At 48.4% G+C, this 26,085-nt stretch carries 21 protein-coding genes; 17 read left to right on the top strand and 4 right to left on the bottom strand.

All coding sequences use genetic code 11. From position 1 onward, the window contains the following. Window positions 1–9: 9 nt before the first annotated feature. The 3 genes from yaaA to dnaA all read right to left on the bottom strand — a co-directional run bounded on the left by yaaA (window position 10) and on the right by dnaA (window position 3,090). The gene (yaaA, locus tag C1710_RS03460) at window positions 10–228 is read right to left on the bottom strand and encodes a S4 domain-containing protein YaaA (protein ID WP_102280077.1); all 219 of its coding nucleotides are present in this window, start codon (window positions 226–228) and stop codon (window positions 10–12) included. Window positions 229–461: 233 nt separating this feature from the next. Continuing rightward, window positions 462–1,598, bottom strand: coding sequence for a DNA polymerase III subunit beta (dnaN, locus tag C1710_RS03455; protein WP_102280075.1), 1,137 nt, complete (start codon window positions 1,596–1,598; stop codon window positions 462–464). Window positions 1,599–1,776: 178 nt separating this feature from the next. Beyond that, window positions 1,777–3,090 carry a chromosomal replication initiator protein DnaA gene (gene dnaA / locus C1710_RS03450; protein WP_102280073.1) on the bottom strand — a complete coding sequence of 438 codons (1,314 nt, stop codon included), beginning with the start codon at window positions 3,088–3,090 and terminating at the stop codon, window positions 1,777–1,779. Between the two features lie 507 nt (window positions 3,091–3,597). Between dnaA and rpmH the strand changes: the two genes are divergently transcribed. The 14 genes from rpmH (at window position 3,598) to C1710_RS03380 (ending at window position 21,261) form a co-directional block, all read left to right on the top strand. Beyond that, entirely contained in the window at window positions 3,598–3,738 is a 141-nt protein-coding gene (gene rpmH, locus C1710_RS03445; protein WP_102280070.1) for a 50S ribosomal protein L34, read from the top strand. Between the two features lie 132 nt (window positions 3,739–3,870). After that, window positions 3,871–4,215, top strand: coding sequence for a ribonuclease P protein component (gene rnpA / locus C1710_RS03440; RefSeq protein ID WP_102280068.1), 345 nt, complete (start codon window positions 3,871–3,873; stop codon window positions 4,213–4,215). Between the two features lie 13 nt (window positions 4,216–4,228). Next, entirely contained in the window at window positions 4,229–5,071 is an 843-nt protein-coding gene (yidC, locus tag C1710_RS03435; RefSeq protein ID WP_102280066.1) for a membrane protein insertase YidC, read from the top strand. A 57-nt stretch (window positions 5,072–5,128) separates the two neighbouring features. Then, complete coding sequence (gene jag / locus C1710_RS03430; RefSeq protein WP_102280064.1) at window positions 5,129–5,923, top strand: RNA-binding cell elongation regulator Jag/EloR; 795 nt, start codon at window positions 5,129–5,131, stop codon at window positions 5,921–5,923. A 164-nt stretch (window positions 5,924–6,087) separates the two neighbouring features. Next, complete coding sequence (gene mnmE / locus C1710_RS03425) at window positions 6,088–7,476, top strand: tRNA uridine-5-carboxymethylaminomethyl(34) synthesis GTPase MnmE (protein ID WP_102280061.1); 1,389 nt, start codon at window positions 6,088–6,090, stop codon at window positions 7,474–7,476. A gap of 15 nt (window positions 7,477–7,491) precedes the next feature. Next, entirely contained in the window at window positions 7,492–9,417 is a 1,926-nt protein-coding gene (gene mnmG, locus C1710_RS03420; protein ID WP_102280059.1) for a tRNA uridine-5-carboxymethylaminomethyl(34) synthesis enzyme MnmG, read from the top strand. Between the two features lie 14 nt (window positions 9,418–9,431). Beyond that, complete coding sequence (gene dusB / locus C1710_RS03415) at window positions 9,432–10,412, top strand: tRNA dihydrouridine synthase DusB (protein ID WP_102281732.1); 981 nt, start codon at window positions 9,432–9,434, stop codon at window positions 10,410–10,412. A gap of 83 nt (window positions 10,413–10,495) precedes the next feature. After that, on the top strand, window positions 10,496–11,098 hold the full coding sequence (gene lepB / locus C1710_RS03410) for a signal peptidase I (RefSeq protein ID WP_102280057.1): 603 nt from the start codon (window positions 10,496–10,498) through the stop codon (window positions 11,096–11,098). 69 nt (window positions 11,099–11,167) lie between these two features. After that, window positions 11,168–12,493 carry a C1 family peptidase gene (locus C1710_RS03405; RefSeq protein ID WP_102280054.1) on the top strand — a complete coding sequence of 442 codons (1,326 nt, stop codon included), beginning with the start codon at window positions 11,168–11,170 and terminating at the stop codon, window positions 12,491–12,493. A gap of 117 nt (window positions 12,494–12,610) precedes the next feature. Next, window positions 12,611–13,834 carry a carboxylate--amine ligase gene (locus C1710_RS03400; protein ID WP_102280052.1) on the top strand — a complete coding sequence of 408 codons (1,224 nt, stop codon included), beginning with the start codon at window positions 12,611–12,613 and terminating at the stop codon, window positions 13,832–13,834. Between the two features lie 19 nt (window positions 13,835–13,853). Next, on the top strand, window positions 13,854–15,785 hold the full coding sequence (gene asnB, locus C1710_RS03395) for an asparagine synthase (glutamine-hydrolyzing) (RefSeq protein ID WP_102280050.1): 1,932 nt from the start codon (window positions 13,854–13,856) through the stop codon (window positions 15,783–15,785). Window positions 15,786–15,837: 52 nt separating this feature from the next. After that, the gene (gene murE, locus C1710_RS03390) at window positions 15,838–17,370 is read left to right on the top strand and encodes a UDP-N-acetylmuramyl-tripeptide synthetase (RefSeq protein ID WP_102280048.1); all 1,533 of its coding nucleotides are present in this window, start codon (window positions 15,838–15,840) and stop codon (window positions 17,368–17,370) included. A gap of 142 nt (window positions 17,371–17,512) precedes the next feature. Next, the gene (locus C1710_RS03385; protein WP_180961290.1) at window positions 17,513–18,100 is read left to right on the top strand and encodes a TetR/AcrR family transcriptional regulator; all 588 of its coding nucleotides are present in this window, start codon (window positions 17,513–17,515) and stop codon (window positions 18,098–18,100) included. Beyond that, window positions 18,100–21,261, top strand: a complete 3,162-nt coding sequence (locus tag C1710_RS03380) for an MMPL family transporter (protein ID WP_102280043.1) — start codon at window positions 18,100–18,102, stop codon at window positions 21,259–21,261. The genes C1710_RS03385 and C1710_RS03380 overlap by 1 nt, the downstream gene beginning before the upstream one ends. Window positions 21,262–21,337: 76 nt before the next feature. Here the strand turns inward: C1710_RS03380 and C1710_RS03375 are convergent, their stop codons facing one another. Continuing rightward, complete coding sequence (locus C1710_RS03375; RefSeq protein ID WP_146002364.1) at window positions 21,338–22,768, bottom strand: C69 family dipeptidase; 1,431 nt, start codon at window positions 22,766–22,768, stop codon at window positions 21,338–21,340. 198 nt (window positions 22,769–22,966) lie between these two features. Here C1710_RS03375 and C1710_RS03370 point away from each other — a divergent pair, with 198 nt between their 5' ends. From C1710_RS03370 to C1710_RS03360, 3 genes are read left to right on the top strand one after another with little or no spacing between them, the layout of a single operon-like run. Further along, entirely contained in the window at window positions 22,967–24,253 is a 1,287-nt protein-coding gene (locus tag C1710_RS03370; RefSeq protein ID WP_102280041.1) for an alkaline phosphatase family protein, read from the top strand. A gap of 12 nt (window positions 24,254–24,265) precedes the next feature. After that, the gene (locus tag C1710_RS03365; protein ID WP_102280039.1) at window positions 24,266–25,525 is read left to right on the top strand and encodes an MFS transporter; all 1,260 of its coding nucleotides are present in this window, start codon (window positions 24,266–24,268) and stop codon (window positions 25,523–25,525) included. Further along, window positions 25,512–25,820 (top strand): MGMT family protein, encoded by a 309-nt coding sequence (locus tag C1710_RS03360; protein ID WP_102280037.1) that lies wholly within the window; start codon window positions 25,512–25,514, stop codon window positions 25,818–25,820. The genes C1710_RS03365 and C1710_RS03360 overlap by 14 nt, the downstream gene beginning before the upstream one ends. Window positions 25,821–26,085 lie beyond the last annotated feature (265 nt).

Here is a 26,085-nt window from a genome sequence, read left to right as displayed (position 1 = left end):
ACACGCCACCTATTTGATTAACAGCTTTCCGTGGTTCGGAACAATTACCTCATCGCCGGCACGAAGTTTCTTCCCTCGCCGCGTATCAACTTGGCCGTTGACCTGCACTTCATTTTCCCGCAGAAAGTATTTCGCTGCCCCACCAGTTTGGATCAACCCCTCTTCCTTCAGGAGCTGACCCAGAGTGATATAATCACCGCGAATTTTGACCTCTTTTTCCTTTTCCATCTCATCACCTGCTTATTTTAGTACCTTATTATTATAACTTTTAAACGGTGTAAAAACAAACAGAATCGCCACCAAAGCCTTTCTCGTGAAAAATTAGGTAGTTAACTCATTTTTTTCAAAATTACATCAAAATAGTTCATTGGCCAGCCAAAACGGTTTAGCACTTTTTGAGCACAAAAAAATAACCGCGACGAACAAATCGCGGTTCTCAATTACAAGTTCATAATAAACGACTAAATAGTACGTACTGGCGTAATCAGCTGAACGAAGTTATCACCGTCACCATCTGGAACCAGCGTAAACGGCCTCAATGGTGAGGTAAATGACATCGTAATCTTGGCTTGCCCGAAAGACCGGAGCGCATCCTTCATGTAGTCAGGGTTAAATGAAATCTCCAAGTCGTTTCCAGTCAGAGTACTGTGGCCTACTTGTTCTTCAACATAACCAACATCAGGCGAATTCCCGCTAATTTTTGCCTGGTCATCATCTGGTTGCATCGTCAGCTTAACCACGTTGTTACGACTCTCGTGACTCAGCAGCGAAGCCCGTTCAATTGATGACAGAAAGTCAGCAGCGTTAACTTCAATCACCGTATCGCTAGTTGTTGGAATTAAACGGTCAGTTTCCGGGTAGCTTTCTTCAATAAGGCGTGACAGGAAACGAGTGTTACCAAAAGTGAACAACGCCAGGTTATCAGCAATTTGCAGTTTGACATCATCCTTGCCGTCGCCAACCATCCGTGACAGCTCCTGCAGCGACTTACCAGGAATAACAACGTTGAACTGTTGGTCAGAGGTATCAACAGTGACCTTCCGTTGGGCTAACCGGTGACTATCCGTTGCCACCGCCGTCAGTAAACCATCCGCCAACGTTACGTGGATCCCGGTTAACACTGGCCGGCTTTCCTGGTTGGAAACAGCGATGACCGTTTGGTTGATTACTTCTTTTAGCATCTCTGGAGCTAAGGTAACGGCATCACTGGCATCAATTTCAGGAAGTTTTGGATAAGCATTTGCATCTTGCCCGTTAATCTTAAATTCCGCTTGACCAGAAGTAATTTGCGCTTCAAATCCACTAGCAACTTGGATTGTAACGTTTTTGTCCGGTAGCTTTTTGATGATATCAATAAAGAAACGAGCTGGTAATACGATTGCCCCCGGCTCATCAACGGTTAATTCATACTTGTCGTCACTGCTAGTGATTGACGATTCAATTGTAATGTCAGAATTGCTGCCAGTTAATAAAATCCCTTCGTTTGAAACCACCATTTTTAGCCCGGTCAAAATAGGCAAAGTCGTTTTAGACGAAATTGCACGTAACACATTGTTAAGTTGGCTAATAAATGCTGGACGATTGATTGTAAATTTCATAAAAAAGAACTCCTTGTGGTGCGCGGGTGTATACAGTAATAATAGTTATTAAAAATAGTAGTAGTATTAGGCGTTGTGGAAACTGTGGATAAGTCAGAAGAAAGTAACTTCTGCCGTGGTTTTCCACATGTTGATAACTTGTGGAAAAGTGGTGGATAACCGACTGAGTTTTCCACATCTACTGTTGTAGGTCCATTTTAAGATGTTGGATATCATCTTTCAACGTTGGGTCTGTGGTAAGCTTTTTTTCAATTTTATCAATGGCGTGTAGTACCGTCGTATGGTCCTTACCACCAAACTCTTTGCCAATTTGCGGAAGCGAGTTGTCCGTTAGTTCACGTGACAGGTACATCGCAATTTGCCGTGGCACAACAATGTTTTTGGTTCGTTTCCGGCCAATAATGTCATTTTGGTCGATCTTGTAATAACTAGCTACCCTTTTCTGAATCAGGTCGATATCAAGGGTATTAGCAGCTGTCGTGTTCATCCCCTGCAAGGCTTCTTGAGCTAATTCCAAGGAAATTGGCTCGTGCTTAATCTGGGATAAAACTTTCACCTTCATCAATGCGCCTTCGAGCTCCCGAACGTTGGTGTTGATGTGTGAAGCAATAACATTTAGGACCTTGTTAGGAGCGTCAATCTGCTCTTCTTCCGCTTTACTGCGAAGGATGGCAATCCTCGTTTCCAAGTTTGGTGAAGTAATTTCAACCGGGATTCCCCACATAAATCGTGATACTAGCCGGTCAGTCATATCCGGAATTTCGTTTGGGTTACGGTCGGCAGTCAGGACAATCTGCTTGTTGTTGTCGTGAAGGGAGTTAAAGGTATTAAAAAACTCCAGCTGGGTCCCTTCCTTTTTTGAGAGGAACTGAACATCATCGACGAGCAACGCATCGAGGTTGCGGTACTCTTGACGGAATTGTTCCTGACTATTGTTTTTAATAGAGTTAACGTAATCGTTAATAAAGTTTTCACTGGTAACATACTTAATTTTAGCGTTGGGGTTGTGCACCAACATATTATTAGCGATGGCCTGCATCAAGTGCGTCTTTCCCAGACCAACACCCCCGTAAATTAGTAGTGGGTTATAGATGCCACCAGGGTCTTCAGAGGCAGCATATGCTGATGCATAAGCCATCACGTTACTTTGTCCCTGGATAAAATTATCAAAGGTATATTCAGGGTTTAATGGTGTTTGTCCCATATAAGTGGGATTAGTTGGGGTTGCTGGTTCTTCGCGAAGTTCATCAGGCAAAGCGTACTTGGTTTCTAGGTGTGTTGCAGTTTGCTGAAAAAGTACGCTTTTTACCTTTGGATCAACTTCTGTTTGCCAGAAATTTTCGAGATACTTATTCGGCAGAGTAATCGTCAAAACGTTGTTTTCTAAAGAAACAGCTTTTGCCGGAGCAATTAAGTTCGCATAGGTCATGGCCTTATAATTTTTGCGAAGATAATTCTGGATCGCTTCCCAAAGAGAATCGAGCTCAGTCAAAATGATTTCCTCCTCATTACTTATTACACAGACAATCGATATTTTATCATTGCCACCAGGAGTTTTCCACAGGCTGTGAAAAAAATTACCCCCAGCTTACACAACGCTGTGTGTAAATCATCCACATGGTTGTGACTTTGTGGATAACTTTGAGAATCCGGGGAGTTTTGCACAGTTTACTGTGGATAACTAAAGCTGTTATATCGCGGTTTGTGAACGGTGACTCCTAACTTTTCCACAGCTGTTGAAAAAATAATCAACAGCTTGTGGAAAGGTCTTCAATCGTTGAAAAACCGTGTGGATAATTTGGCAAATTAATGGTGAAAAAAACAACGCTGTGGATTATTTGTGGAAAACTGTGGATAACTAAAAAAATTTTGCTTTAATTTATGGGTTTAAACCGTTTTGCTTTTGTGATAGAATAACGCAGTATGTTTATATCAGTGCGTCTGGTTTGTCGGGCGCCAGGTTATCATAGACCGTAAATAATAAGGAGGTGCCACTGTCATGGCAACAAAGCGCACATACCAACCAAAAAAGCGTCACCGCGCTCGTGTACACGGGTTCCGTAAGCGGATGAGTACCAGCAACGGCCGCAAGGTGCTGGCACGCCGCCGTCAAAAGGGCCGCAAAGTTTTATCTGTTTAATAAAGCAACCGCAATAAGTGGTGTTTAAATAACCAAAGGGGCTTGGCAAGCAACTTTGCTGCAATTCAGTTGTAGCCAGCGTTTGCCGAGCCCCTTTGACGTTCTCAGGACAAGTTGGTGAGGCAGGGTCAAATGCGGAAATCATATCGCGTTAAAAAGGAACAAGATTTTCAACGTGTGTTTGAAACTCATAATTCGGTAGCAAACCACAAGTTTATTATTTACCAGATGGAAAAGCCCGGACAACACCATTTTCGGGTCGGCATCTCGGTCGGTAAGAAAATTGGTAATGCGGTTCACCGAAACTGGGTTAAGCGCCGAATTCGGCAGACACTTTTGGAAGTAAAGCCGGAATTACGGCCGGATGTTGATTTCTTAGTAATCGCCCGGCCATCAGCCGATGGTCTGTCGATGGCTGAAACTAAAAAGAACTTGGTTCATGCACTCAAGCTGGCCAAGCTAATCGAAAAGGACTAAGAGAGGAACTGTTTTGAAAAAATCTCGGAAACGACTAAAGCGGTGGTTAAGCCTGTTAAGCATTGTTGGCTTAACATTTTTACTGACTGCCTGTTCTAATGCCCCAATTACCAGTCACAGTACTGGTTTTTGGGATCACGATATCGTTTATAACTGTTCTCGTTTCATTATTTGGCTGTCGAAGAACTTCGGTGGCTACGGAATGGGGATTATCATCTTCACCATCATTATCCGGATTATTCTGTTGCCACTGATGTGGTATCAGACTAAGCAAACGGTGAAGACGCAGGAAATTCAGCCGCAATTAAAGGCGCTACAGCAAAAGTATTCTTCTCGCGACCGCGATTCCTTAATGAAGATGCAGGAAGAGCAGCGGAAGTTGTACAAGGAAGCCGGGGTGAACCCATGGGCGACGATGCTGCCATTACTGGTTCAACTGCCAGTTATGTGGGCATTGTACCAGGCTATCTGGCGGACAAATGAACTACGGAGTGGGACATTCCTCTGGTTACAGTTAGGACACCCGGACCCTTACTATGTTCTGCCTATTCTTGCCGCTCTTTTCACCCTGGCTAGTTCCTGGTTAGCAATGGCCTCGATGCCAGAGAAAAATGGAATGACGACGGCGATGACTTGGGGAATGCCCATCATGATCTTCTTTATGGCCCTCAAGTTCTCAGCAGCTATTACCCTTTACTGGGTAGTAACTAATGCTTTCCAGGTTATTCAAACTTTGCTGATCCAAAACCCGTTCAAGATTAACCGTGAACGGAAAGAAAAAGCAGCAGCTGAACAAGAACGGAAGCGGAAAATTCGCCGTGCTAAGCGGAAGGCACTTCGTAAGCACCGTCATTAATAATGATGGGAGAGGACTCGTTAATTAACGGGTCCTTTTTGCTAGGGGGATGATTATTTGCAAACATTTAAGGGTAAAACGACTGCAGAAGCCATTTTGGCAGCGGAGAACAAGCTTCATATTTCCCGGGAAATGATGAAAGTTACTGTTAAACAAGAACCGCGGCACGGCTTTTTGGGCATTGGTCGGCGGGATGCCATTATTGAGGTGGTCGTTAACCAGCCAGTTAAGCGAAATGCTGCCGGCAAGCAGCCACGGCGGTCCAAACAACAACCAAAAAAAGCTCAAAAGTCACAACAGCAAAAGCCAACTAAGTATTCGTCAAAAAAGACAATTGATCCGGCCGAAGAGGTCCGCCGACAGGCAGCCGCCAATCACCAAAAAAATATTGCGAGGATGAAGAAAGCTGCTGGTAATTGCTGCACTTACCTAGTTGACAGTTTGTCGGCTCTGGGAGTGAAGGCAACGGCGACACCGACAACTATCCGTGCCCATCAACTGTCGATTGTGTTGAAGAGTGATACTCCTGCGAAGGTCATTGGATATCACGGTAAGCGAATCAACGCCCTGGAAGAGTTGGCGTCAGCTTTTCTAGATTATCACGGGGTTCATGATCCTCACCTGACGTTAGATATTAATAACTACCGGCAGCGACGGTCACAGACGCTTGAACGGCTGGCAGCTGACTGTGTGACAGAAGTGATTGCGACGGGGCAGGCCGTCTTCTTGGATCCCATGCCAGCGCGCGAACGGAAGCAACTTCACCAGCTGTTGGAAAAGAATAAACAGGTAAAGACCTATTCACACGGTCGCGAACCGTTTCGGAGTGTTGTCGTGGCGCCTGCCGAATAGCGGGGGCTAGCAGTTGACAATCAGCACGGTGGTTCGTACAATAATGGCTGAAATTAATAAAACGAGCTAGTTAGAGTAGTGAAAGTGCTTTGACCATTTTGGCAGATATCTGCCAGGGATGGACGATGCGCTTTTTTTCTTGGGCGAAAAGAGGAGGCTTAGTCATGATTACGTCGAATGAGGAAACAATTGCGGCGATTTCGACACCGGTTGGTGAAGGGGGGATCTCTATCATCCGAATCAGTGGAACGTCGGCAATTGCGGTGGCCCAAAAATTATACCGGGGAAAAGACCTAGGCAAGGTAGCGACGAACACCATTAATTACGGACATGTGGTGGATCCCGAAAGTGGTGAACAAATCGATGAGGTGATGGTGTCAGTGATGCGGGCACCAAAGACCTATACTTGTGAGGACGTTGTCGAGATTAATTGCCATGGGGGACTGCTGGTAACCAACCAGATTCTGGAGCTGGTTTTAAGTAACGGGGCACGGTTAGCTGAACCCGGGGAGTTTACCAAGCGGGCCTTCCTTAACGGACGAATAGACCTTTCCCAGTCGGAAGCCGTGATGGACTTGATTAGTGCCAAAACTAACGATTCACGACGGGTAGCGCTCAACCAGCTTGGTGGAAGTCTTTCACGGTTAATTAAGCAACTGCGACAAGAAATTTTAAACGTCCTTGCCAAGGTGGAAGTCAATATTGATTATCCGGAGTACGATGACGCCGAAGTGATGACGACTAAACTGATGAAGGAACACGCCACATCGCTGCGCCAAAAGCTGGTGGATTTACTATCCACTGCCACCCAGGGAAAGATCCTGCGGGAAGGTTTAGCAACGGCGATTATCGGTCGGCCAAACGTCGGTAAGTCGAGCCTGCTTAATGCGCTGCTTCACGAAGATAAGGCAATTGTGACCAACGTTGCCGGGACGACCCGGGATGTCATTGAAGAATACGTTAACGTCGCGGGAGTACCGTTGAAGTTGATTGACACTGCCGGAATTCGGCAGACGGATGATACTGTTGAAAAAATCGGGGTGGAAAGAAGCCGGCAAGCCTTAAAGAGCGCCGACCTCGTACTCTTACTGATCGATGGATCCACCTCGCTGACTGCAGAGGACCGGCGGCTGATTGACTTAACTGCTAACCACCCGCGGATTGTCCTCCTCAACAAAGTTGATCTGCCAGCCAAGACGACAGCTGAGCAGCTGAGTTCACTATTAGGAGACGACCGGGTGATCCCCCTTTCAGTGACCCAAAACGAGGGAATTACGACGTTGGCCGAAACGATTAAGCACCGCTTCTTTAAGGAAGGGCTGAACAATAGCCAGCAGACAGTGATGGTTACCAATGCCCGGCAGACAGCCCTGCTGAAACAGGCCAAAAAAGCGCTGGACGACGTTTTGACCGGGATTGCTAATGGGATGCCGGTTGACCTCGTTCAGATTGATCTTAAACGGTGCTGGGACTTGCTCGGTGAGATTACCGGCGACAGTTACCAGGACGAGTTATTGGACCAGCTCTTTAGCCAATTCTGCCTCGGAAAATAGAACGGAGATAAAATGATGAAGCAAACACCAGGAATTAAGTATGATGCCGGAAAGTATGACGTGGTAGTTGTCGGCGCTGGCCATGCCGGATGTGAAGCCGCATTGGCTGCCGCACGCATGGGCAATGAGACCCTGTTGGTAACGATTAGTCTTGAAATGGTTGCCTTTATGCCCTGCAACCCGTCAGTAGGTGGACCGGCAAAGGGAACCGTTGTGCGTGAAATTGACGCCCTGGGTGGTCAGATGGGTAAGAATATCGACAAAACTTATGTTCAGATGCGGATGCTTAATACGGGGAAAGGACCAGCGGTTCGAGCCCTGCGTGCCCAGGCGGATAAGCATGCTTATCACATGACGATGAAGCAGACGATTGAAGAAACGCCACACCTGACGCTCCGGCAGGCCACAGTTGATAGTCTCCTGGTCGAAAACGGCGTTTGCCAGGGGGTAGTTACTAACACGGGTGCTTGCTACCACGCCAAGGCCGTCGTATTAACGGTCGGGACGGCTGCTCGCGGTAAGATCATTATTGGTGAGCTGACTTACGAATCAGGTCCAAATAATTCGAAGGCGGCCGTTAAACTGTCTGAGTGCCTTGAAAACCTCGGGTTTGACCTCGAACGTTTCAAAACGGGGACACCGCCACGGATCAACGGCAATACCATCAATTATGACGAGACGGAAGAACAACCAGGGGATGAAACTCCCCACCACTTTAGTTTTACTACCCCGGATAGTGACTACCTGGCGGTTAGTGACCAGATATCGTGCTGGCTGACCTACACTAATCTGACCACCCATGGGATTATCCGGAAGAACCTCAAGCGGGCTCCGATGTTTTCTGGGGTAATTAAGGGGGTCGGGCCACGGTATTGTCCGTCAATCGAGGATAAGATCGTTCGCTTTGCTGATAAGGACCACCACCAAATCTTCCTGGAACCAGAAGGACGGACGACTGATGAATGGTACGTCGATGGACTGTCGACCTCAATGCCTGAAGAAATTCAGCAGCAGATGGTTCACTCCGTAAAAGGACTGGAACACGCCGAATTGATGCGGCCGGGCTACGCGATTGAGTATGATGTTGTGGCGCCATACCAGTTGAAGAATACCCTCGAAACGAAGTTGGTGAAAAACCTCTACACGGCTGGTCAAACGAACGGAACTTCTGGCTACGAGGAAGCAGCTGGGCAGGGACTGATTGCCGGAATTAATGCCGGACGCCGGGCACTGGGCAAATCACCATTTGTCTTACAACGGTCGGATGCTTACATCGGTGTGATGATTGATGACCTGGTAACGAAGGGGACCAAGGAACCGTACCGGCTACTGACTAGTCGGGCAGAATACCGGTTGATTTTGCGTCATGATAACGCTGACCTGCGATTAACGGCGAAGGGTCATGAACTGGGGCTAATTAGTGATGAACGTTACGCTAAGTTACAGGAAAAAAAGGCCCGAATTGATAATGAAATTGACCGCTTGCAGCACGTCCGCATTAAGCCGAATGAGGCAGTGGATCGCTTTATTGAGGAACACGGTGACAACCAGTTAAAAGACGCGGTGCTGGCATCTACTTTCCTTAAGCGGCCATATGTCGACTACCAGACGCTTTTAAACTTTATCCCTGCTGCTGACCAGCAACTCAGCCGTGAGGAAATTGAGCAGGTGGAAATTCAACTGAAGTACGCTGGATATATCAAAAAAGAAGAAGCACGGATTGCCAAATTAAAGAAGATGGAAGCTAAGAAGATCCCTGCTGACATCGATTATAATGATATTGACGGCCTGGCAACCGAGGGCCGGCAAAAACTGGAAAAAATTCGTCCGGAGACGATGGCCCAGGCCTCACGGATTAGTGGGGTTAACCCGGCCGACCTAGCAATTCTTAGTGTTTATCTGCAAAGCGGGTACGCAGCACACGCAAAGCAAACGAAGTAATGGGGGAAGCAACGATGGAATGGCAAATTGGCAACGTAACGATACCAAACCAGGTGGTAGTAGCACCAATGGCGGGGGTTACCAACTCTGCTTTTCGGGTTATCTGCAAGCACTTTGGTGCAGGCTACGTAGTGTGTGAAATGATTTCCGACCATGGGATCATGTATCACAACAAACGCACGATGAAAATGATGAAAGTTGATCCAACCGAGCACCCGATGGGGATTCAAATTTTTGGTGGCGACAAGGATACCCTGGTACAGGCGGCAGAATATGTTGACCAGCACACACAAGCTGATGTGATCGACATTAACATGGGCTGTCCGGTCAACAAGGTGGTTAACACTGATGCTGGTGCGAAATGGTTGCTGGATCCGGAGAAGGTTTTTGAGATGGTTTCAGCAGTGACGGCGGCCGTAGAAAAACCCGTAACGGTAAAGATGCGGATCGGCTGGGATAGCGACCACGTTTATGCAGTTGAAAATGCACGGGCGGCTGAACGCGGTGGTGCCGCTGCGCTGGCAATGCACGGCCGGACGCGTAAGCAGATGTACTCCGGTCATGCTGACTGGGACGTTCTGAAAGAAGTCGCTGATGCCCTCACGATTCCTTTTATGGGTAACGGGGATGTTAAAACACCGCAGGATGCAAAACGAATGCTTGACGAAGTAGGTGCTGATGCCGTGATGATCGGCCGGGCAGTCCTTGGCAATCCGTGGATGCTGAAGCGGACGGTTCACTACTTGGAAAGCGGCGAACTACTGCCGGAAGCGACGCCAGAACAAAAAATCACGCTGGCCAAGGACCACCTGCACGCCTTGATTGAGTTGAAGGGCGAATACGTCGGTGTTCGCGAATTTCGGGGGCTAGCACCATACTACTTGAAGGGCATTTCACATTCAGCCAGAACAAAAGTTGCGTTGATGGATGCAACTGAAGAAGACGAAATGGATAAACTGATGGATGACCTGATTGTCAAACTGGCGGACCGGTAATAAACCAGTTAGCGAAATGCGTGCTTGCCTTGCCGTGATAGTGGTATGATAATTACAAACTCACTAATTGGAGAGATGTTGTCATGAAAACATTGCGGAGTATTCTGAGCTGGCTGGTGCCGGTCGCAATCGGCCTCCTGCTTGCACTATTAATCAAGCAGTTTGTTTTCCAGCTGGTTCGAGTTGACGGGCCATCAATGCAGCCTAACCTGCAAAATAATGAACGGGTTGCCTGCATTAAAACAGCCAAAATTCGTCACGGAAGTGTGATCGTCTTTGATGCACAGGGTGTTGACCCCCAAGCAGTGACGAAGACGGACTACGTTAAGCGGGTTATTGGCCTCCCGGGAGACACGGTCGAATCTAAGAACGGCAAGCTGTACGTCAACGGCAAGCTAGTTAACCAGCAGTATATTAATGCCGAACAGCGGGGTGTCGGAACCGGGAACTGGACTTTAGCTAGTATCTCTAAGCAGAACAACTGGTTGAAGAACAAGGGAGCAACAAAGGTGCCAGCTGGTGAATACTTCGTCCTAGGAGACCACCGCAGTGTTTCCAACGACAGTCGCTACTGGGGCTTTGTGCCGCGAAAGAAGGTCGACGGGGTGGTAAAGGCTGGTTTTTGGAACCATCAGCAACCGGCAAAGAACAACGTCGATAACCAGTGGAAACACTTTTATCAATAAGAGTTAAGGGGTTGGGAAGAACCAACCTCTTTTCTTTAATTTGATAGAGGAAATAAGGAGGAATTTGGAATGAACAATAAAGAACAACTCAGCGCCAAGATGATCGCTAATTATCAACAGAATTTCGCTAGCCAGCAGAGCTCGGCAGTTATTTCACGAGCAGTGATGAAAAACGGAATTAAAGCAACGAGTGAGAATCCAGCCGTCAGCCAGCGAGACCACCGGGTATTTAACGTTGAGGTCAAGACGGGAAAGGTAACCAACCAACGGCGCAGCGGCCGCTGCTGGTCTTTTGCCACGCTCAATACCCTGCGCCACCGTTTTGCTCTCAAGTACAAGCTGAAAGATTTTGAATTATCGCAAAACTACCTGTTTTTCTGGGACCGGATGGAACGAGCCAACCTTTTTTTACAACAGGTGGTCGAGACTGCTGGACAGCCGCTGCATGACCGGACAGTTGATTTCCTGGTGGATTTTGCACTGACTGACGGTGGTCAGTGGGGCAACGCTGCCGGGATTATTGAGAAGTACGGGGTTGTTCCAGAGTATTTGATGCCCGACACCTTCAATACGAAGAATACGGACGACGTCGCGGACGTCTTTCGCCGGCTGATGCATAAGGACTTCCTCGTTTTACGGCGGCTGATTAACGACCAGCACGCTTCTGCAACGGAAATCGCCGCAAAGCGTCAGGAGATGATGAGTGACGTTTACCGGATCTGCGTGATGGCCTTTGGGAAGCCACCGGTTAAATTCGACTTGGAGTACCGTGATGATGACCACCAGTACCACCGTGATGCTGATCTCACACCCCTTGATTTTTACCACCGTTACTTTGACATGGACCTTCATGACTACGTCGTCATTACTAATGCGCCTGACCACCAGGAAAGAAAGTTGTACGCGATGCCTGCTCAGGATAGCGTAGTTGGTGGAATTCCTTTGCAGTTTGTCAACGTTTCATTTAGCAAGCTGCAAGAATTAGCGATTAAGCAGCTGAAGGATAACGAGACGGTCTGGGTTGGTAATGACGTTCTCCAACAGATGGACCGCAAGCGGGGATTAATGGATGCCCAGCTCTTCTTGGATAGTGACCTGCTGGGGGTTGACTTATCAATGAGCAAGGCCGACCGGCTGGAATCCCGGCAGGGTGAAGTGTCCCACGCGATGACGCTGACGGGGGTCAACCTGGTCGACGGTCAACCAAACCGGTGGAAGATTGAAAACTCGTGGGGCGATAAAAACGGTGATAAGGGTTACTTTGTGATGACCCAGGATTGGTTTGAACAATACACCTACGAAGCAGTCATTAATAAGAAGTACCTGGATGACCAAACCAGGGCGCTCCTTGACCAGCAACCTGAGATTTTGGCAGCTTGGGACTCCCTGCGGTAGTCATTAATTTAAGGAATCGATACGATCATGGTCTAGCGTTGAATTTCGGTAATAGATAAGCTATGATGAAGTTTCAGATTTAGATTAATCGAAATAAATAAAGGAAGATAATTGAAAATGACAGCTGATTTTCAACCGATCCTGCTGGGGACCGACTTTAACTGCTACGGGATGGCGCGTTCCTTTTATGATGCTTACGGCGTGAAGAGTATCGCTTATGGTATCGTGCCGATGGCGCCGACCCGTTACACACGTTTTGCTGACGTTCGAATTGTCCCGGGATTTGACAAGGACCCTGTCTTTATCGAGACAATGCGGCAATTAGCTAGCAAGTTGGATCCACAGAAAAAGTACCTGCTGCTTTCCTGTGGTGATGGCTACACGGAACTGATTTCGGAGCACCTGGATGAACTAAAGGAACACTTTGCCTGCCCATACGTTGACCATGATTTATTCCACGCGTTAGGCACTAAAGAAACCTTTTACCAGATGGCCGACAAGTATGGCCTGCCTTACCCGAAGACTAAGATTATTACCAAAAAGGCCGTTGAAGCGGGAGTCGAACAGATTAAACTGCCGTTTGACTTTCCAATTGCGCTCAAGCCATCAAATAGCATTGAGTGGCTGGGAATCGACTTTCCTGGACGAAAAAAGGCGTTTGTTCTTGACCGCCGGGAGCAGCTTGATAAGCTACTGAAAGAAATCTACCAGGCTGGTTACCAGAGTGACTTTATTGCCCAGGACTTTATTCCTGGGGATGATTCCAACATGCGGGTCGTCAACGCCTACGTTGATTCAAATCACCACGTGCGGATGATTTGTTTGGGCCACCCGTTGCTGGAAGACCCGTCACCAGTTGCCGTTGGTAACTACATGGTAATCTTGCCAGAGTTTGATCAGCAGATTTACGACACAATTATCAAGTTTCTCGAAGAGATTAACTACGTCGGGTTTGCTGACTTTGACCTGAAGTACGACCACCGCGATGGCCAATACAAGGTCTTTGAAATCAATCTCCGGCAGGGGCGGAGTTCGTACTACTGCACGCTTAACGGTTACAACCTTGCGAAATACGTTGCTGATGACGTCATTTACCACAAGGCTAAGGATGATACTGACTATGCAGATGGGCACATGCTCTGGATGAATGGTCCAAAAAAGGTTTTCTACAAGTACGCTAAGGAAAATAAGTACAAGGAACGGGCAAAGAAGTTGCTTGAAGCAGGACAGTGGGGGACGACCGCCTTTGATAAGCGGGACACCTTGAAACAACGACTGCTGATGCACTACGCCTTTTGGATTATCAATAAGAACTACCAGAAGTATTTCGTTCAACGTTAAAAGAGATAGGAGCAAAAGTATGTGTGGAATTGTCGCGTTTGTGGATAACGAGAAGCCACAAATCAAAGAGGACCTGATTAAAAAGATGAAGGACCGGATCATTCACCGCGGTCCCGATTCCGAAGGTCAGTACGTGGATGAAGACGTCGCCCTAGGATTTCGCCGGTTAAGCTTTATCGACGTGAAGTCCGGTAACCAGCCGATTTTTAACGAAAACCGGTCAATGGCGATTGAATTTAACGGTGAAATTTACAACTTTAAGGAATTGCGCGAGGAACTAATCAAGGACGGTCACCAGTTTACAACTCATGCCGATACGGAAGTTATCCTGCATGGTTATGAACAGTGGGGTGACGGAATTCTGAAGCGGTTGCGGGGAATGTTTGCCTTCGTCATCTGGGACATGAAAAAGAAGGAAATGTTTGGTGCGCGCGACCACTTCGGTATTAAGCCGCTGTACTACGCGCAGATGAACGGAACCTTCTTTGTTGGGTCAGAAATAAAGGCCTTCTTAGACCACCCGCACTTCGACAAGGAGCTGAATAAGGAAGCATTGAAGCCTTACATGACTTTCCAGTATTCAGCTACCGACGAAACCTTCTTTAAGGGCGTCTACAAGTTGCCGGTTGGGCATTGTTTCCACTACCGGGATGGCAAGTTAGACATCCAAGAATACTGGGATGCTGACTTTGACCCCGATGACGAGAGTTTTGATAAGGCCGTCGATAACATTGAGGACGTGGTGACTGATTCAGTTCACGCCCACTCCTTTGCTGACGAGGGAATCAAGGTTGGTTCCTTCCTGTCAGCCGGTGTTGACTCTAGTTATGTCACTGCCATGATGCGGCCGGATAACACCTTCTCCATCGGTTTTGACAGCACCTACGACGAAACGAAGCAGGCCCGTGAATTAGCCGCTAAGCTGCACTTAAAGAATACCGATGCCAAGTTAACCAACGAGGAAGCCTTCCATACTTTCCCGCTGATCCAGTACTTCTTGGACGAGCCGGATTCTAATCCGTCGGTAATCCCGCTGTACTTCTTGACCCGCTTGGCCAAGGAACATGGTTACAAGGCGATGCTTTCCGGCGAAGGGGCCGACGAGTTATTTGCTGGCTACATCGACTACGGCTTTAATTCCAACTCCAAGATGATTCGCTGGTTTACTGATAATCTGCGCGAACTGCCACAGGAGAAGCGTTATAAGATTGCCAAGTGGCTGGATGGCAAACATTTCCATGGTCAGTTGCACATGTTCCGGGCTCTGGCTCCGGTTAAGGAATCTGGCTTTATCGGCCAGGCCTACATTTTCTCGCCGGATGAAGCGGCAGATGTTCTTCAGGATAAGTACAACTGCGGACCGACGATTGACGATATTGTTGACCCGATTCTCGACAAGATTGCCGATAAGGACATTGACGAAGTGGCGAAGAAACAGTACCTGGACCTCCACCTCTTCATGCCTGACGACATTTGTTTGAAGGCCGACAAGATGAGTATGGCCAACTCACTGGAACTGCGGGTGCCATTGCTGGATAAGGAAGTCATGAGGGTTGCTGGGCATACACCGACTAAGTACCTCTTCAACCGCCATGGCACTAAGTGGGCCTTTCGGATGGCCGCTAACCGCCACTTGCCAGAAGAATGGGCAACCCGGCCGAAGATGGGCTTCCCAACGCCGGTACGGGCCTGGTTACGGGAGAAGAAGTTCTACCAAGAAGTGCGTCAGCTGTTTGCTGAAGACTTCGTGAAGGAATTTTTCAACCAGGAAAAGATTCTTCAGTTACTCGACGATAACTATAACGGTAAAGTTGACGGGCGGCGGAAGATCTGGACGATTTATACTTTCCTTGTTTGGTACAAGTTATACTTCATTGATAACTTTGACCCACAGGAAGGGAAGAGTAACCGTGCCGACGAGGTCGAAAGGGCCGCTGAAGTTAACGATTAGTTATTTTGTTTGCTGGTAGTTTGTTGTTGGAAAAGAAAAGGGGTCGTTATCTATGATGACGTTAGAAAAAGTTGTAATGCAGTTGCAAAAGCAGGGCCTCTACAAGGAAACGGTGAGTGATGATCACTGGGACTATGAGCTGACTAATGAACAGGAGCAGGTAAAGGTCGAGCACCTCTCCTACGATTCACGACAGATCAAACCAGGGACGCTCTTCATGTGCAAGGGAAACCACTTTAAGCCCCAGTATGCTGATGCCGCGATTGATGCTGGAGCAGTGGCGTTGATCTCGGAGTTAGTCATGACTGACGACTTAGCTGAAAGCCACCAGCATATCCCGCAGATTATCGTCACTGATATGCACAAGGCGATGGCGGTCATTGCACGATCTTTCTACGGCGAACCCGACAAGGACCTGACAATGATTGGGATTACCGGGACTAAGGGGAAGACGACTACCACTTACTTTATTTGGCACATGCTCAACGAGCTGTTCCCGGGAAAGGTTGGCCGCCTTTCATCCATTGATAGCTGTATCGATGGGAAAACCTTTTTCGATTCCCACCTGACAACGCCGGAAGCATTAGATTTGTTCCGGATGTTGCGCGACGCGGCCGATAACCACCTCAAGTATCTGGTAATGGAAGTTTCTAGTCAGGCCTACAAGATGTCCCGGGTCATGGGGATTAAGTACCAGTATGGCGCCTTCCTTAACATTTCGCCGGACCACATCAGCCCGGTTGAACACCCAACATTTGATGACTACCTCTACTGCAAGAGCCAGTTAGTTGTTAACAGCGAGCGTTTCTTCATCAACCGCAGCACTGATTACTACGACGTTATCGCGAAGAAGGCTCGTCACTATCAGCGGCCGCTGGTTACCTTTGGCAGTGACCAAACTGACGCCGATTACCGCTTCACTTCTGGTAAGGGCGGGCAATTTAGCGTTGCTACCCATGATGATGGGCTGCCACAGATCAGTGGCGACTTCCAGACGAAGATTCCGGGAGACTTCAACGACAGTAACGCGACGGCGGCAATGTCAATTGTTGCCCAAATTAGTGACGACTTGGAAAAGATAAAGCAAGGGATTGCTGAAACGACTGTTCCGGGCCGGATGGAAATGCTGACTGATGCTGAAGGGATCGAAGCCTGCGTTGACTATGCGCACGACTACTTGAGCTTTACCAAGGCCTTCAACTACCTGAAGGCATCACACCCAGAAGGGCGGCTGATCGTGGTTACTGGTTCTGCCGGGGGCAAGGCCGAATCACGACGAGCTGACATTGGGAAGGTTTTGTCAAAGTACGCTGATGTGGCTATTCTAACGAGTGAAGATAACTTCTTCGAAGACCCTCACAAGATTGATAACGACATTAAGGACAATATTACTAATCCAGATCTCGAAGTTCATATTAATGTGGACCGGGTTAGCGCCATCAAGCAGGCATACGAAATGGCTAAGCCGGGCGATGTCATTTTTGAAGCTGCCAAGGGCCGGGAAACGTTCATGCACGACAAGGGGCACGACATCCCGTACGTTGGTGACTACCAATTTACCCGCAAGATGATGGGGTTGGATTAATTTAGCCAAAAAGGCTGGGGGATGAATCCCCGGCCTTTTTAATTTCCCGGGAAATTTTCAAAAAAGAAACATATTCTACAGATTGTAGATTGAACTAGATAGTAGTAAGATATAAACTGCTTGTATCAAGGGAGGTGAGATCGTGGCAGCATCACGGACACTCAGTATCGATAAGGTAGTAGCGGCCGCAACGGACATAGCACGGCAAGATGGTTTACAGAAGGTTACTATTAGCACGTTGGCCAAGCGGTTAAATATTCGCTCACAGTCGCTGTATCACTATATTAGTAATCGTGATGAACTAGTGTCTTTAGTGGGAGCACATGTATTACACGAGTTGTATCAGCAAATTGTGGATTCAATTGTGGGTCTGTCTGGCAAGTTAGCAATTATGAAAATGGGCGATATCGTCCGCAATGAGATTATTAAGCAGCCATTCATGACCAGCATTTTTTACATGATGCAGGTAAACCCGCACGAGCATAATGTTCAAGCTGAACTGGAAAAGATTGTTGAGATTGTCAAGAAGATAGTCAATGAGGATGAAGAGATCAAAAAGACAACTGACCCGCAGATGTTAATCGGGGCGGCCTTTGGTTTTATTTTTATTGACCTTTTGCCAGACCATCGCAACAAGACAAAGAATTGCCAGGGGCGGCAGCACGCTTATGATTTGATGCTTATGCGGCTGATCTCGCCAAGTACAGCAGAGAAAAAGGGAGTGGAATAATTTTGAAGTGGATAAGAGACAGACACCTAGGCTCCCTGCTGGCCTGGGTTGTGATCGTCGTCGCGGCGATTGTCTTGTTACCAAATATTAATGCCCTGACAAGGGCACATTCAGACATCACTTTGCCGTCAAATGTGCAGAGTGAAGTTGCTGATACGATGCGCAATCACTGGGGAAAAGGGACGAAGAATACTTACGAAACGGCTCTGGTTTTCAATAATGGTGATTCTGCGATGACTAAGGCGGATACCCGTCGGGTCAAGAAGACAATTAAGGAACTGCGCGATCACAAATCAAAATACGGGATTAAGAGTATGACAGCGGCTTATGATAACGCCGCGACCCGTAAGCAGTTAATTTCTAAGGATAAGTCAACTGTTCTGGTGCAGTTAAATATTAGTAACGACCACTTGACCGTTTCGAAGTCTAATAAACAGCTGTCAAATGCCATTAAGATGAAAGGTATCCGGACTTACGTTACGGGGGCCAAGACGCTAGAGGATGACTTCTCTGGTGCCATCCAGGAAGGGATTAAGAAGACGGAAGTGATCTCGGTCATCTTTATCTTTATTGTCTTGGTGGTGGTCTTCCGGTCACCAATTGTTCCGCTGATTTCTTTACTGACGGTCGGTGTTTCGTTTATCACCTCCTTCAGTTTGGTTACTAACCTGGTTGAGAAGTTTAACTTCCCGTTTTCCAACTTTACGCAGGTCTTCATGGTCATCGTCCTCTTCGGGATCGGGACTGACTACAACATCCTCTTGTATGACCAGTATAAGGAAAACCTCGGGTCGGGGATGGATAACATTGAGGCGACCCTCGACGCTCGCCGGAAAGCTGGCCGGACGATTCTGATGTCCGGTACTTCACTGCTGATTGGTTTTGCCGCCCTTGGGTTGGCACGCTTTAGTATTTACCGGTCCGCGGTTGGTGTCGCCGTTGGTGTCGCTGTCTTGCTGATTGTTTTGCTGACGCTTAACCCCTTCTTTATGATCGTTTTGGGGAAGCGGATGTTCTGGCCAGTTAAGAAGTTTGAGGGTGAAACGCACAGTCCGCTCTGGCAGTGGCTGTCAAAACACTCACTGCTGCACCCGTTCTTGGCGCTGGGGTTAGTGGCCGTCATTATGGTTCCGCTGGCGTTAACTTTCCAGCACCCGCTGGACTATAACGATGCTTCGGAAATTTCCGATAGTGTTCCGTCCAAGAAGGGTTATCTGGTTGTCCAGGACCACTTCTCCAAGGGGACTGCAGAACCGTCAACCCTTTACATCCATGCTGATCACCGGTTGGATAACCAGAAGGACCTAATGCTGATTGACCAGTTGACGGGGCAGATTGCCGCCAATAAGGACGTTAAGCTGGCAGCGTCAGTGACCCGTCCTGACGGTAGCAAGATCAAGAAACTCTACGTTAACAACCAAGTAGGGACACTAAACAAACAACTGGGAACTGCCCAGAAAGGTGTTGGTCAACTGACTAATGGTAGCCAGCAAATGGGTAACGGGATTAACCAGTTATCCGCTGGTAGCCAGCAGCTGGTTAACGGACTGACGCAGTTGAGCCAACAACTTAATGCCTCAATGTCAGGTTCTAACGCTGCCCAGTTAGCGGCTCTCCAACGGGGACTGCCACAACTGAATAGCGGGATTCAGCAACTTAACCGTGCGCTCAACGCCCAGGGTGCTTCCATCAACACCGCTGGCTTGACTAACGAGTTAACCAATGTTGGAACGCAGGCTCAGATTATTGGGAACAACCTGAATGAAGCTGGTAACACCCTGAGGAGTATTCAAGGGAGTGGGAGTACTGACACCAGTGCTATTCAACAACAATATGCAGCAGCAATGGATGCTGCCCACCTAAATGATCAGCAAAAGCAAGTGATGGGCGGGGCCTTGAACCAGATTTTGCACGGCGTTCAAAGTTCTGCTGGTTCTCAGCAGGCCGCTCTGGCTGGCAAGCTGCAGTCAGTTGCCGGCAACCTGCAGGCTGCTGGGGCTGCTGACCGCTCACTAGGTAACTCACTCAATAATGTTGCCGGGTCTGCCCAGTCATTAGGCGGCCTGATGGGTCAGCTGCAGACGTTGAAGGCATCCGTTGCTCAGTTAGCGGCAGCCTCTAATGTTGCTTTACCAGGTGCCGCTCAGGCCATCCAGCAATTAACTGGTGGACTCAGCCAAGTGCAAAGTGCTGTTGGCATGGGAACCCAGGGAATGATTCAGCTCAATACTGGAATTAACCGCCTGGCAGCTGCTAGTCCAGCAATGACGAACGGACTCCAGCAGTTAGGAACTGGGTTACAAGCCGGGTCCACTTACCTGGGTGGACTGCAGAATTCCGCTGCTGCTAACCACTTCTACATTCCAAACGCTGTTCTCCACAGTAAGACTTTCCGGCCAGCAATGAAGACTTACTTGTCACACGACAAGAAGACGGCCCGGATCGAGATCGTCTTCAAGACGGACCCGTCTGGCTACCAGGCAGCAGCCCTGGCCAACTCGCTGTCGAATATTTCACGGAAGTCGTTGAAGGGGACCAGCCTGGAAGACGCTAAGGTTGCAATGAGTGGTCAGTCCGAACGGATTTACAACACCCGCAAGACCGCTAGCGGCGACTTTGTTCGAACTGCAGTGATCATGATCGTCGGTATTTCACTAGCACTGATGTTCATTACCCGGTCACTGCTCCAGCCACTCTATATCATGGGGACGCTGGTTCTGGCCTACCTGGCTTCGCTGTCAATTAACCACTGGATGATCAACCTGGTAATGGGTCGCGACATGTTGACCTGGAACACACCGTTCTTTGGTTTCATCATGCTGATTGCCCTCGGGGTCGACTACAGTATCTTCTTGATGCGTCGCTACTTGGACTACCAGGATGCCGAGGATGATCCGAATAAGAACATCCTGCGGGCATGTGCCAACATCGGGAACGTCGTTATCTCAGCGGCAATTATCCTTTCCGGGACGTTTGCTGCGCTGATTCCATCAGGGATTCCAACGCTGATTGAAGTGGCGACGACGGTAATTGTCGGTTTGATTCTTCTGGTAATTATCATGCCAGTAGTCATGTCGCCAGCAGTTAAGTTTACTTACGGTAATACCCACGCTCGTCACGAAAAGCTCCGGGCATCGATTGCCGCGAAGAAACATAAGTAATAGTAGTAAAGATATAAAAAGATAGCTCCTGAAACCGTTTGTGCGGCTCCAGGAGCTATTTTATATTGGTGATGTTTTACAGGTTAGGATCCATCTTAAACGTTAGCTGAGAGAGCGCTGCGCCATCAGTTAACAGTTGCATGATTAACTTCCGCGTTTCTAGCTGATAGTGTTTAGCGATCAGGTGGTTCTGGGCAGTGAGGTAAGTTGTCAGCTGCTTACCATCAAGGCCAGCGGCACGTTGGTCCACTTCAGCTAGGTGACGACGCGCCCAGGAATTGAGTTCTTTCTTGTAGTCCTCAGCGGGTTCAATGAACTCGTTGTAGTGTGATTCAACGATGGTTGCCAGGGCTTCATACATCCAGAAAGCGTTCTTCCAGTCCATGTGAGCTGGCAGTTCCCGGTAAGAAGCGTCAGTATCATCAGCGTTGGTGAAGAATGGAACCCACGGACAGAAACTCGGGACGCCAAATTCAACCCACTGGACGGCGGCGTGTTTTTCGTCAACGTTAGTCCGCATCTGCAGGATGTGCGACTGAGCGGTCCGCGACAGGGAAATCGCCCGGTAAACCTTCCGCTGTTCAGCTGTTCCGCTACCAAGCGGGTCATAAACGGTTTCGTTGTAGTGAGAGGCGAGCAGGTATTGGATATCTTCGACGCTGATCTTTCTTTCCGGCTTGCGGATAAATGGCATGTCAGGATCTTCCGGGCCCTGGTTCGCAGCGGCAACCGGGTTCAGGTACCGTTGGGCAAACCAAACCCGGGGGGTGTTATAGTGGTGATCTTTCTTGGTGTTGGTGCCAAAAATGTGGCGGAAGTTCCACTGGTCTTCGTCAGGATTGAGCTGGTGTTCTTCAACAAACTCGCGGATATTAGGCGACCACATGTAGTTATTTGGATCGTCAAAGTCAATCTGCTCGATTGCAATTTGGTTAGCGGCGACGGCATAGCAGTCGTCAGGGATTCGAACGGCAACCCACTGGTGACCAGTGGCGATTTCCATGTACCAGACATCATCACGGTCGATGAATTGAACACCGTTGCCTTCCGCCGAGCCGTATTTTTCAACGAGCCGGCCAAGGTATTCAACCCCTTCGCGAGCCGAATGGATGAAGGGCAGGACCAGGGTGGTCATAGAATCTTCCGCCAACCCGTTCTTAACGAAGGGGTCGTAGGCGAGAACCCGGGTATTAGCGTAGACACTTTCGGTCGCACTTTCGCCGACGTTAGCCTCGTTAAATCCGTCTTCTTCGTTTGGCCCAGCAGTTTGATCACCACTTGGGGTGGATGTGTAGCGCATCCCCGTAGCCGGCAACTTAACAGTAAGCTTGTTGTATGGTGAAACATAGGTTTCATCACGACCAGTAACCGCCGGTTTGACTAGGAAGCGTTTGGTTTCGATGGCCTTGACCCGGTCTTCGTTTCGGCTGATGAAAGCTGAACCGTCTAGGGATGCCTTCTTGCCGACCATGATCGAGGTGCAGGCAGATCTTTTGATTTGTTTCATTGTCAAAACTCCTTTGCATGAATTAATCGTCTATATCTCTATTTTACCGCAATTGAGCCGATAAGCAGGGGTCTTGCGATAAATTGCGAGTTTTGTCTGCAGTTGTTTCACGTGAAACGTTCACCAAAAAGTGATTGACTTATAGTTAGTAAAGATGCGTACAATAGAGACAATTTGTTAAAAGAAAGCTGAAGAAAAATGAAAGCACATAAACTTGTTGTCATTTCACTCGACTCGATGGGGTTTCGTGACCTTGACGAGTGGATTGACCAGGCACCACACCTTAAGGCAATTCGTAATTCTGGAACCTGGGTACAGCACGTCGCGGGCATTTACCCGACACTGACTTACCCGTCCCATACGTCAATCATTACTGGACAGTACCCAGCGGTCCACGGAATTGTCAATAACACCAAGCTCCAACCGCAACGAATATCTCCGGACTGGTACTGGTACCGGAAGGATGTTGAATCAACCCCGCTTTACGATGTTGCCGAACAAGCGGGGATGACGACGGCTGCGTTTTTATGGCCCGTTACCGCTGACAGTAAGATTACGTATAATATTGCCGAAATTTTTCCCAACCGGATTTGGACCAACCAGGTACTGGTATCACTTAAAGCCAGCTCGCCGCTGTTTTTACTGGAAATGAACCACAAGTATGGTCACCTTCGCCACGGGATCAAACAGCCATGGCTTGACGACTTCGTGACTGCCTGTGCGGTTGACGCCCTTAAAAATAAGCAGCCGGATTTGACGTTGATTCACCTGGTCGACATGGATAGTCATTGTCATCATTATGGGGTCCGGTCAACTGAAGCCCGGGGAGCTTGGCAACGGTTAGACCGACGGGTGGCCCAGATTATGCAGGCCGTGAAGGATGCCGGCAACTTTGGACAAACCAATTTTGCGATTCTTGGTGACCATTACCAGATCAATGTCCATTCAATGATTCACCTGAACGTTCTCTTTGCCCAACATGGCTGGTTACACCCGCTGAAGGGGAAGAGTGTTTATCAGACAGATTGGCAGGTCACTGCTAAGACCTGTGACGGGGAGACCTACGTTTATACTCGCGGGAACATTAACCTAAAAGAATTAAAAAAGATGATCGAGGCCGTTGACGGTGTGCAGCATTTTTATACCGCGCAAGAAGCGGCAGCTCTTGGTGCTGATTCGCAGTGTACTTTCCTGGTCGAAGCGGTACCCGGTTACTACTTTACTGACGAAGTGAACCGGCCGGCGATAGTTGAACAGGTCGATCCACAGTCACTGGGGACACATGACCGGTACCGTGGCGTCCATGGTTACGGACCTAGTCAGGATAATTACTACACCACCATTATGTTTGAGGGACCAGATATTAAAAAGTCAACGGTAATTGACCATGCTCACCTGGTTGACGAAGGACCAACTTTTGCCAAACTGTTAGGTTTATCTTACCCGCAACCGACGGCAGGGCAGGCAATTGATGTTTTGAAATAAGGAGATGACGGAGTGAAGTTTAATAAGCAACAATGGTCGTGTATCTTTTATGATTGGGCTAATTCTGGATACGGGATCCTAGTAACAACGGCGGTCCTACCGGTCTATTTTAAGACCATTGCGGAAGCTGCTGGGGTTAGTGCCGCCAATTCGACGGCGTACTGGGGTTATGCCAACAGCATTGGCACGCTCGTTGTGTCGTTGTTAGCACCCCTCCTCGGAACATTGGCCGATTACCCGCATATGAAACGGCGATGGTTAAGTGCTTTTTCTTGTGCAGGTATTGTTCTCACCTTCTGCTTGGCGCTGGTGCCAAGCCAACAATGGTTACTGCTCTTACTGGTTTACATTTTTGCCAGCATTGGCTATTCTGGCGGTAACCTCTTTTACGACAGTTTTCTGACTGACGTTGCTACCAACGAAGAAATGGACCGTGTCTCGACAGCTGGTTATTCGATGGGCTACCTCGGTGGGGTAATTGCTTTTATCATTTTTCTCATCCCCGAATTGACCAACGGCTTTGGCGGCAAGCTGTCGAGTCTGGCTATCGCTAAGTTTAGCTTTATCTTGGCGGCTGCTTGGTGGATCATTTTTGGCTGGCCGCTCCTCCGTCACGGGCACCAGAAATACAGCATGGTAGCTGTTGAACAACCCTTAAAAGATAGTCTACGCCGATTAAAGCAAACAGTTACCCACCTCAGCCGCTACCGACGGGCTTGCTGGTTTTTAGTCGCCTACTTCTTTTATATTGATGGCGTTGATACGATCTTTACCATGGCAACGTCGATTGGTAAGGACCTTGGTGTTAAAACGGGGATGCTGATGGTGGTCTTGCTGGCCGTGCAGCTAATTGCCGTCCCGTGTTCACTCTTTTATGGGTGGCTGGCTGGCAAGATTGGTACCCAGCGGGCGCTGGTTTTAGGAATTATCGTCTACGTTATTATCTGCTTGTACGCGTTTAGGCTGAAGACGATCTTTGATTTCTGGTTCCTAGCGGTACTGATCGGGACAAGTCAGGGCGGGATCCAGGCATTATCACGATCCTACTTTGGGCGGTTGATTCCTAAAAAAGCTAGTAACGAGTTTTTCGGCTTTTACAATATTCTCGGTAAGTTCTCGGCAATTATCGGGCCGGTATTAGTCGGGGTCGTTTCACAGTTAACCGGTAAGTCAACGCTTGGTGCCGGTTCGCTGAGCATCCTTTTTATCATTGGCCTGGCCATCTTCCTGATGGTCACTCGGCAAGGAGTGGGCAATAATGACAAAAATTGATGAACAATTCACCACGGCGGTTTTGCAAATGGTCGACATTATTCCGCAGGGTCGGGTGGCAACCTACGGACAGATTGCCCGCTTAATTGGACGCCCGCAAAACGCCCGTCTGGTTGGGAAAGTTCTTGGCAAATTTGGCGGCGTGGGACACCACCCCTGTCACCGGGTCGTGACCGCCAACGGCCGCTTGGTCCCCGGCTGGGTTGACCAGGGTCCAATGCTAGCGGCAGAGGGAGTGCCCTTCAAGGATGTTGACCACGTCGATATTAAAAAATGTCAGTGGCAAGGAATATAAAAAGGATCTGGGCTGCGCAAGTAGGCGTCCAGATCCTTTATTTTACTAGTCGTGAATGTTATTGAGTATTCCCTGGCCGATATCACCGGGCTGGTCATTTTTTGGGTGACTAGTGGATTTAAAACACTACCAACGATTTCAGTAGTACCATCATTAAGACCAGCCAATGCAGCTAACAGTTTATTCAATCTGTTGACTACTTCAGGATGGCTGTTTCGGTACTGCTGAGCAAGCTGATCGACGTCTTTTTTCTTAATTAGTGACT

Origin of the sequence: [Lactobacillus] timonensis, from assembly GCF_900240275.1 — a bacterium.
Lineage (GTDB): Bacteria > Bacillota > Bacilli > Lactobacillales > Lactobacillaceae > Limosilactobacillus > Limosilactobacillus timonensis.
This window is presented reverse-complemented; position numbering and strand designations above follow the sequence as displayed.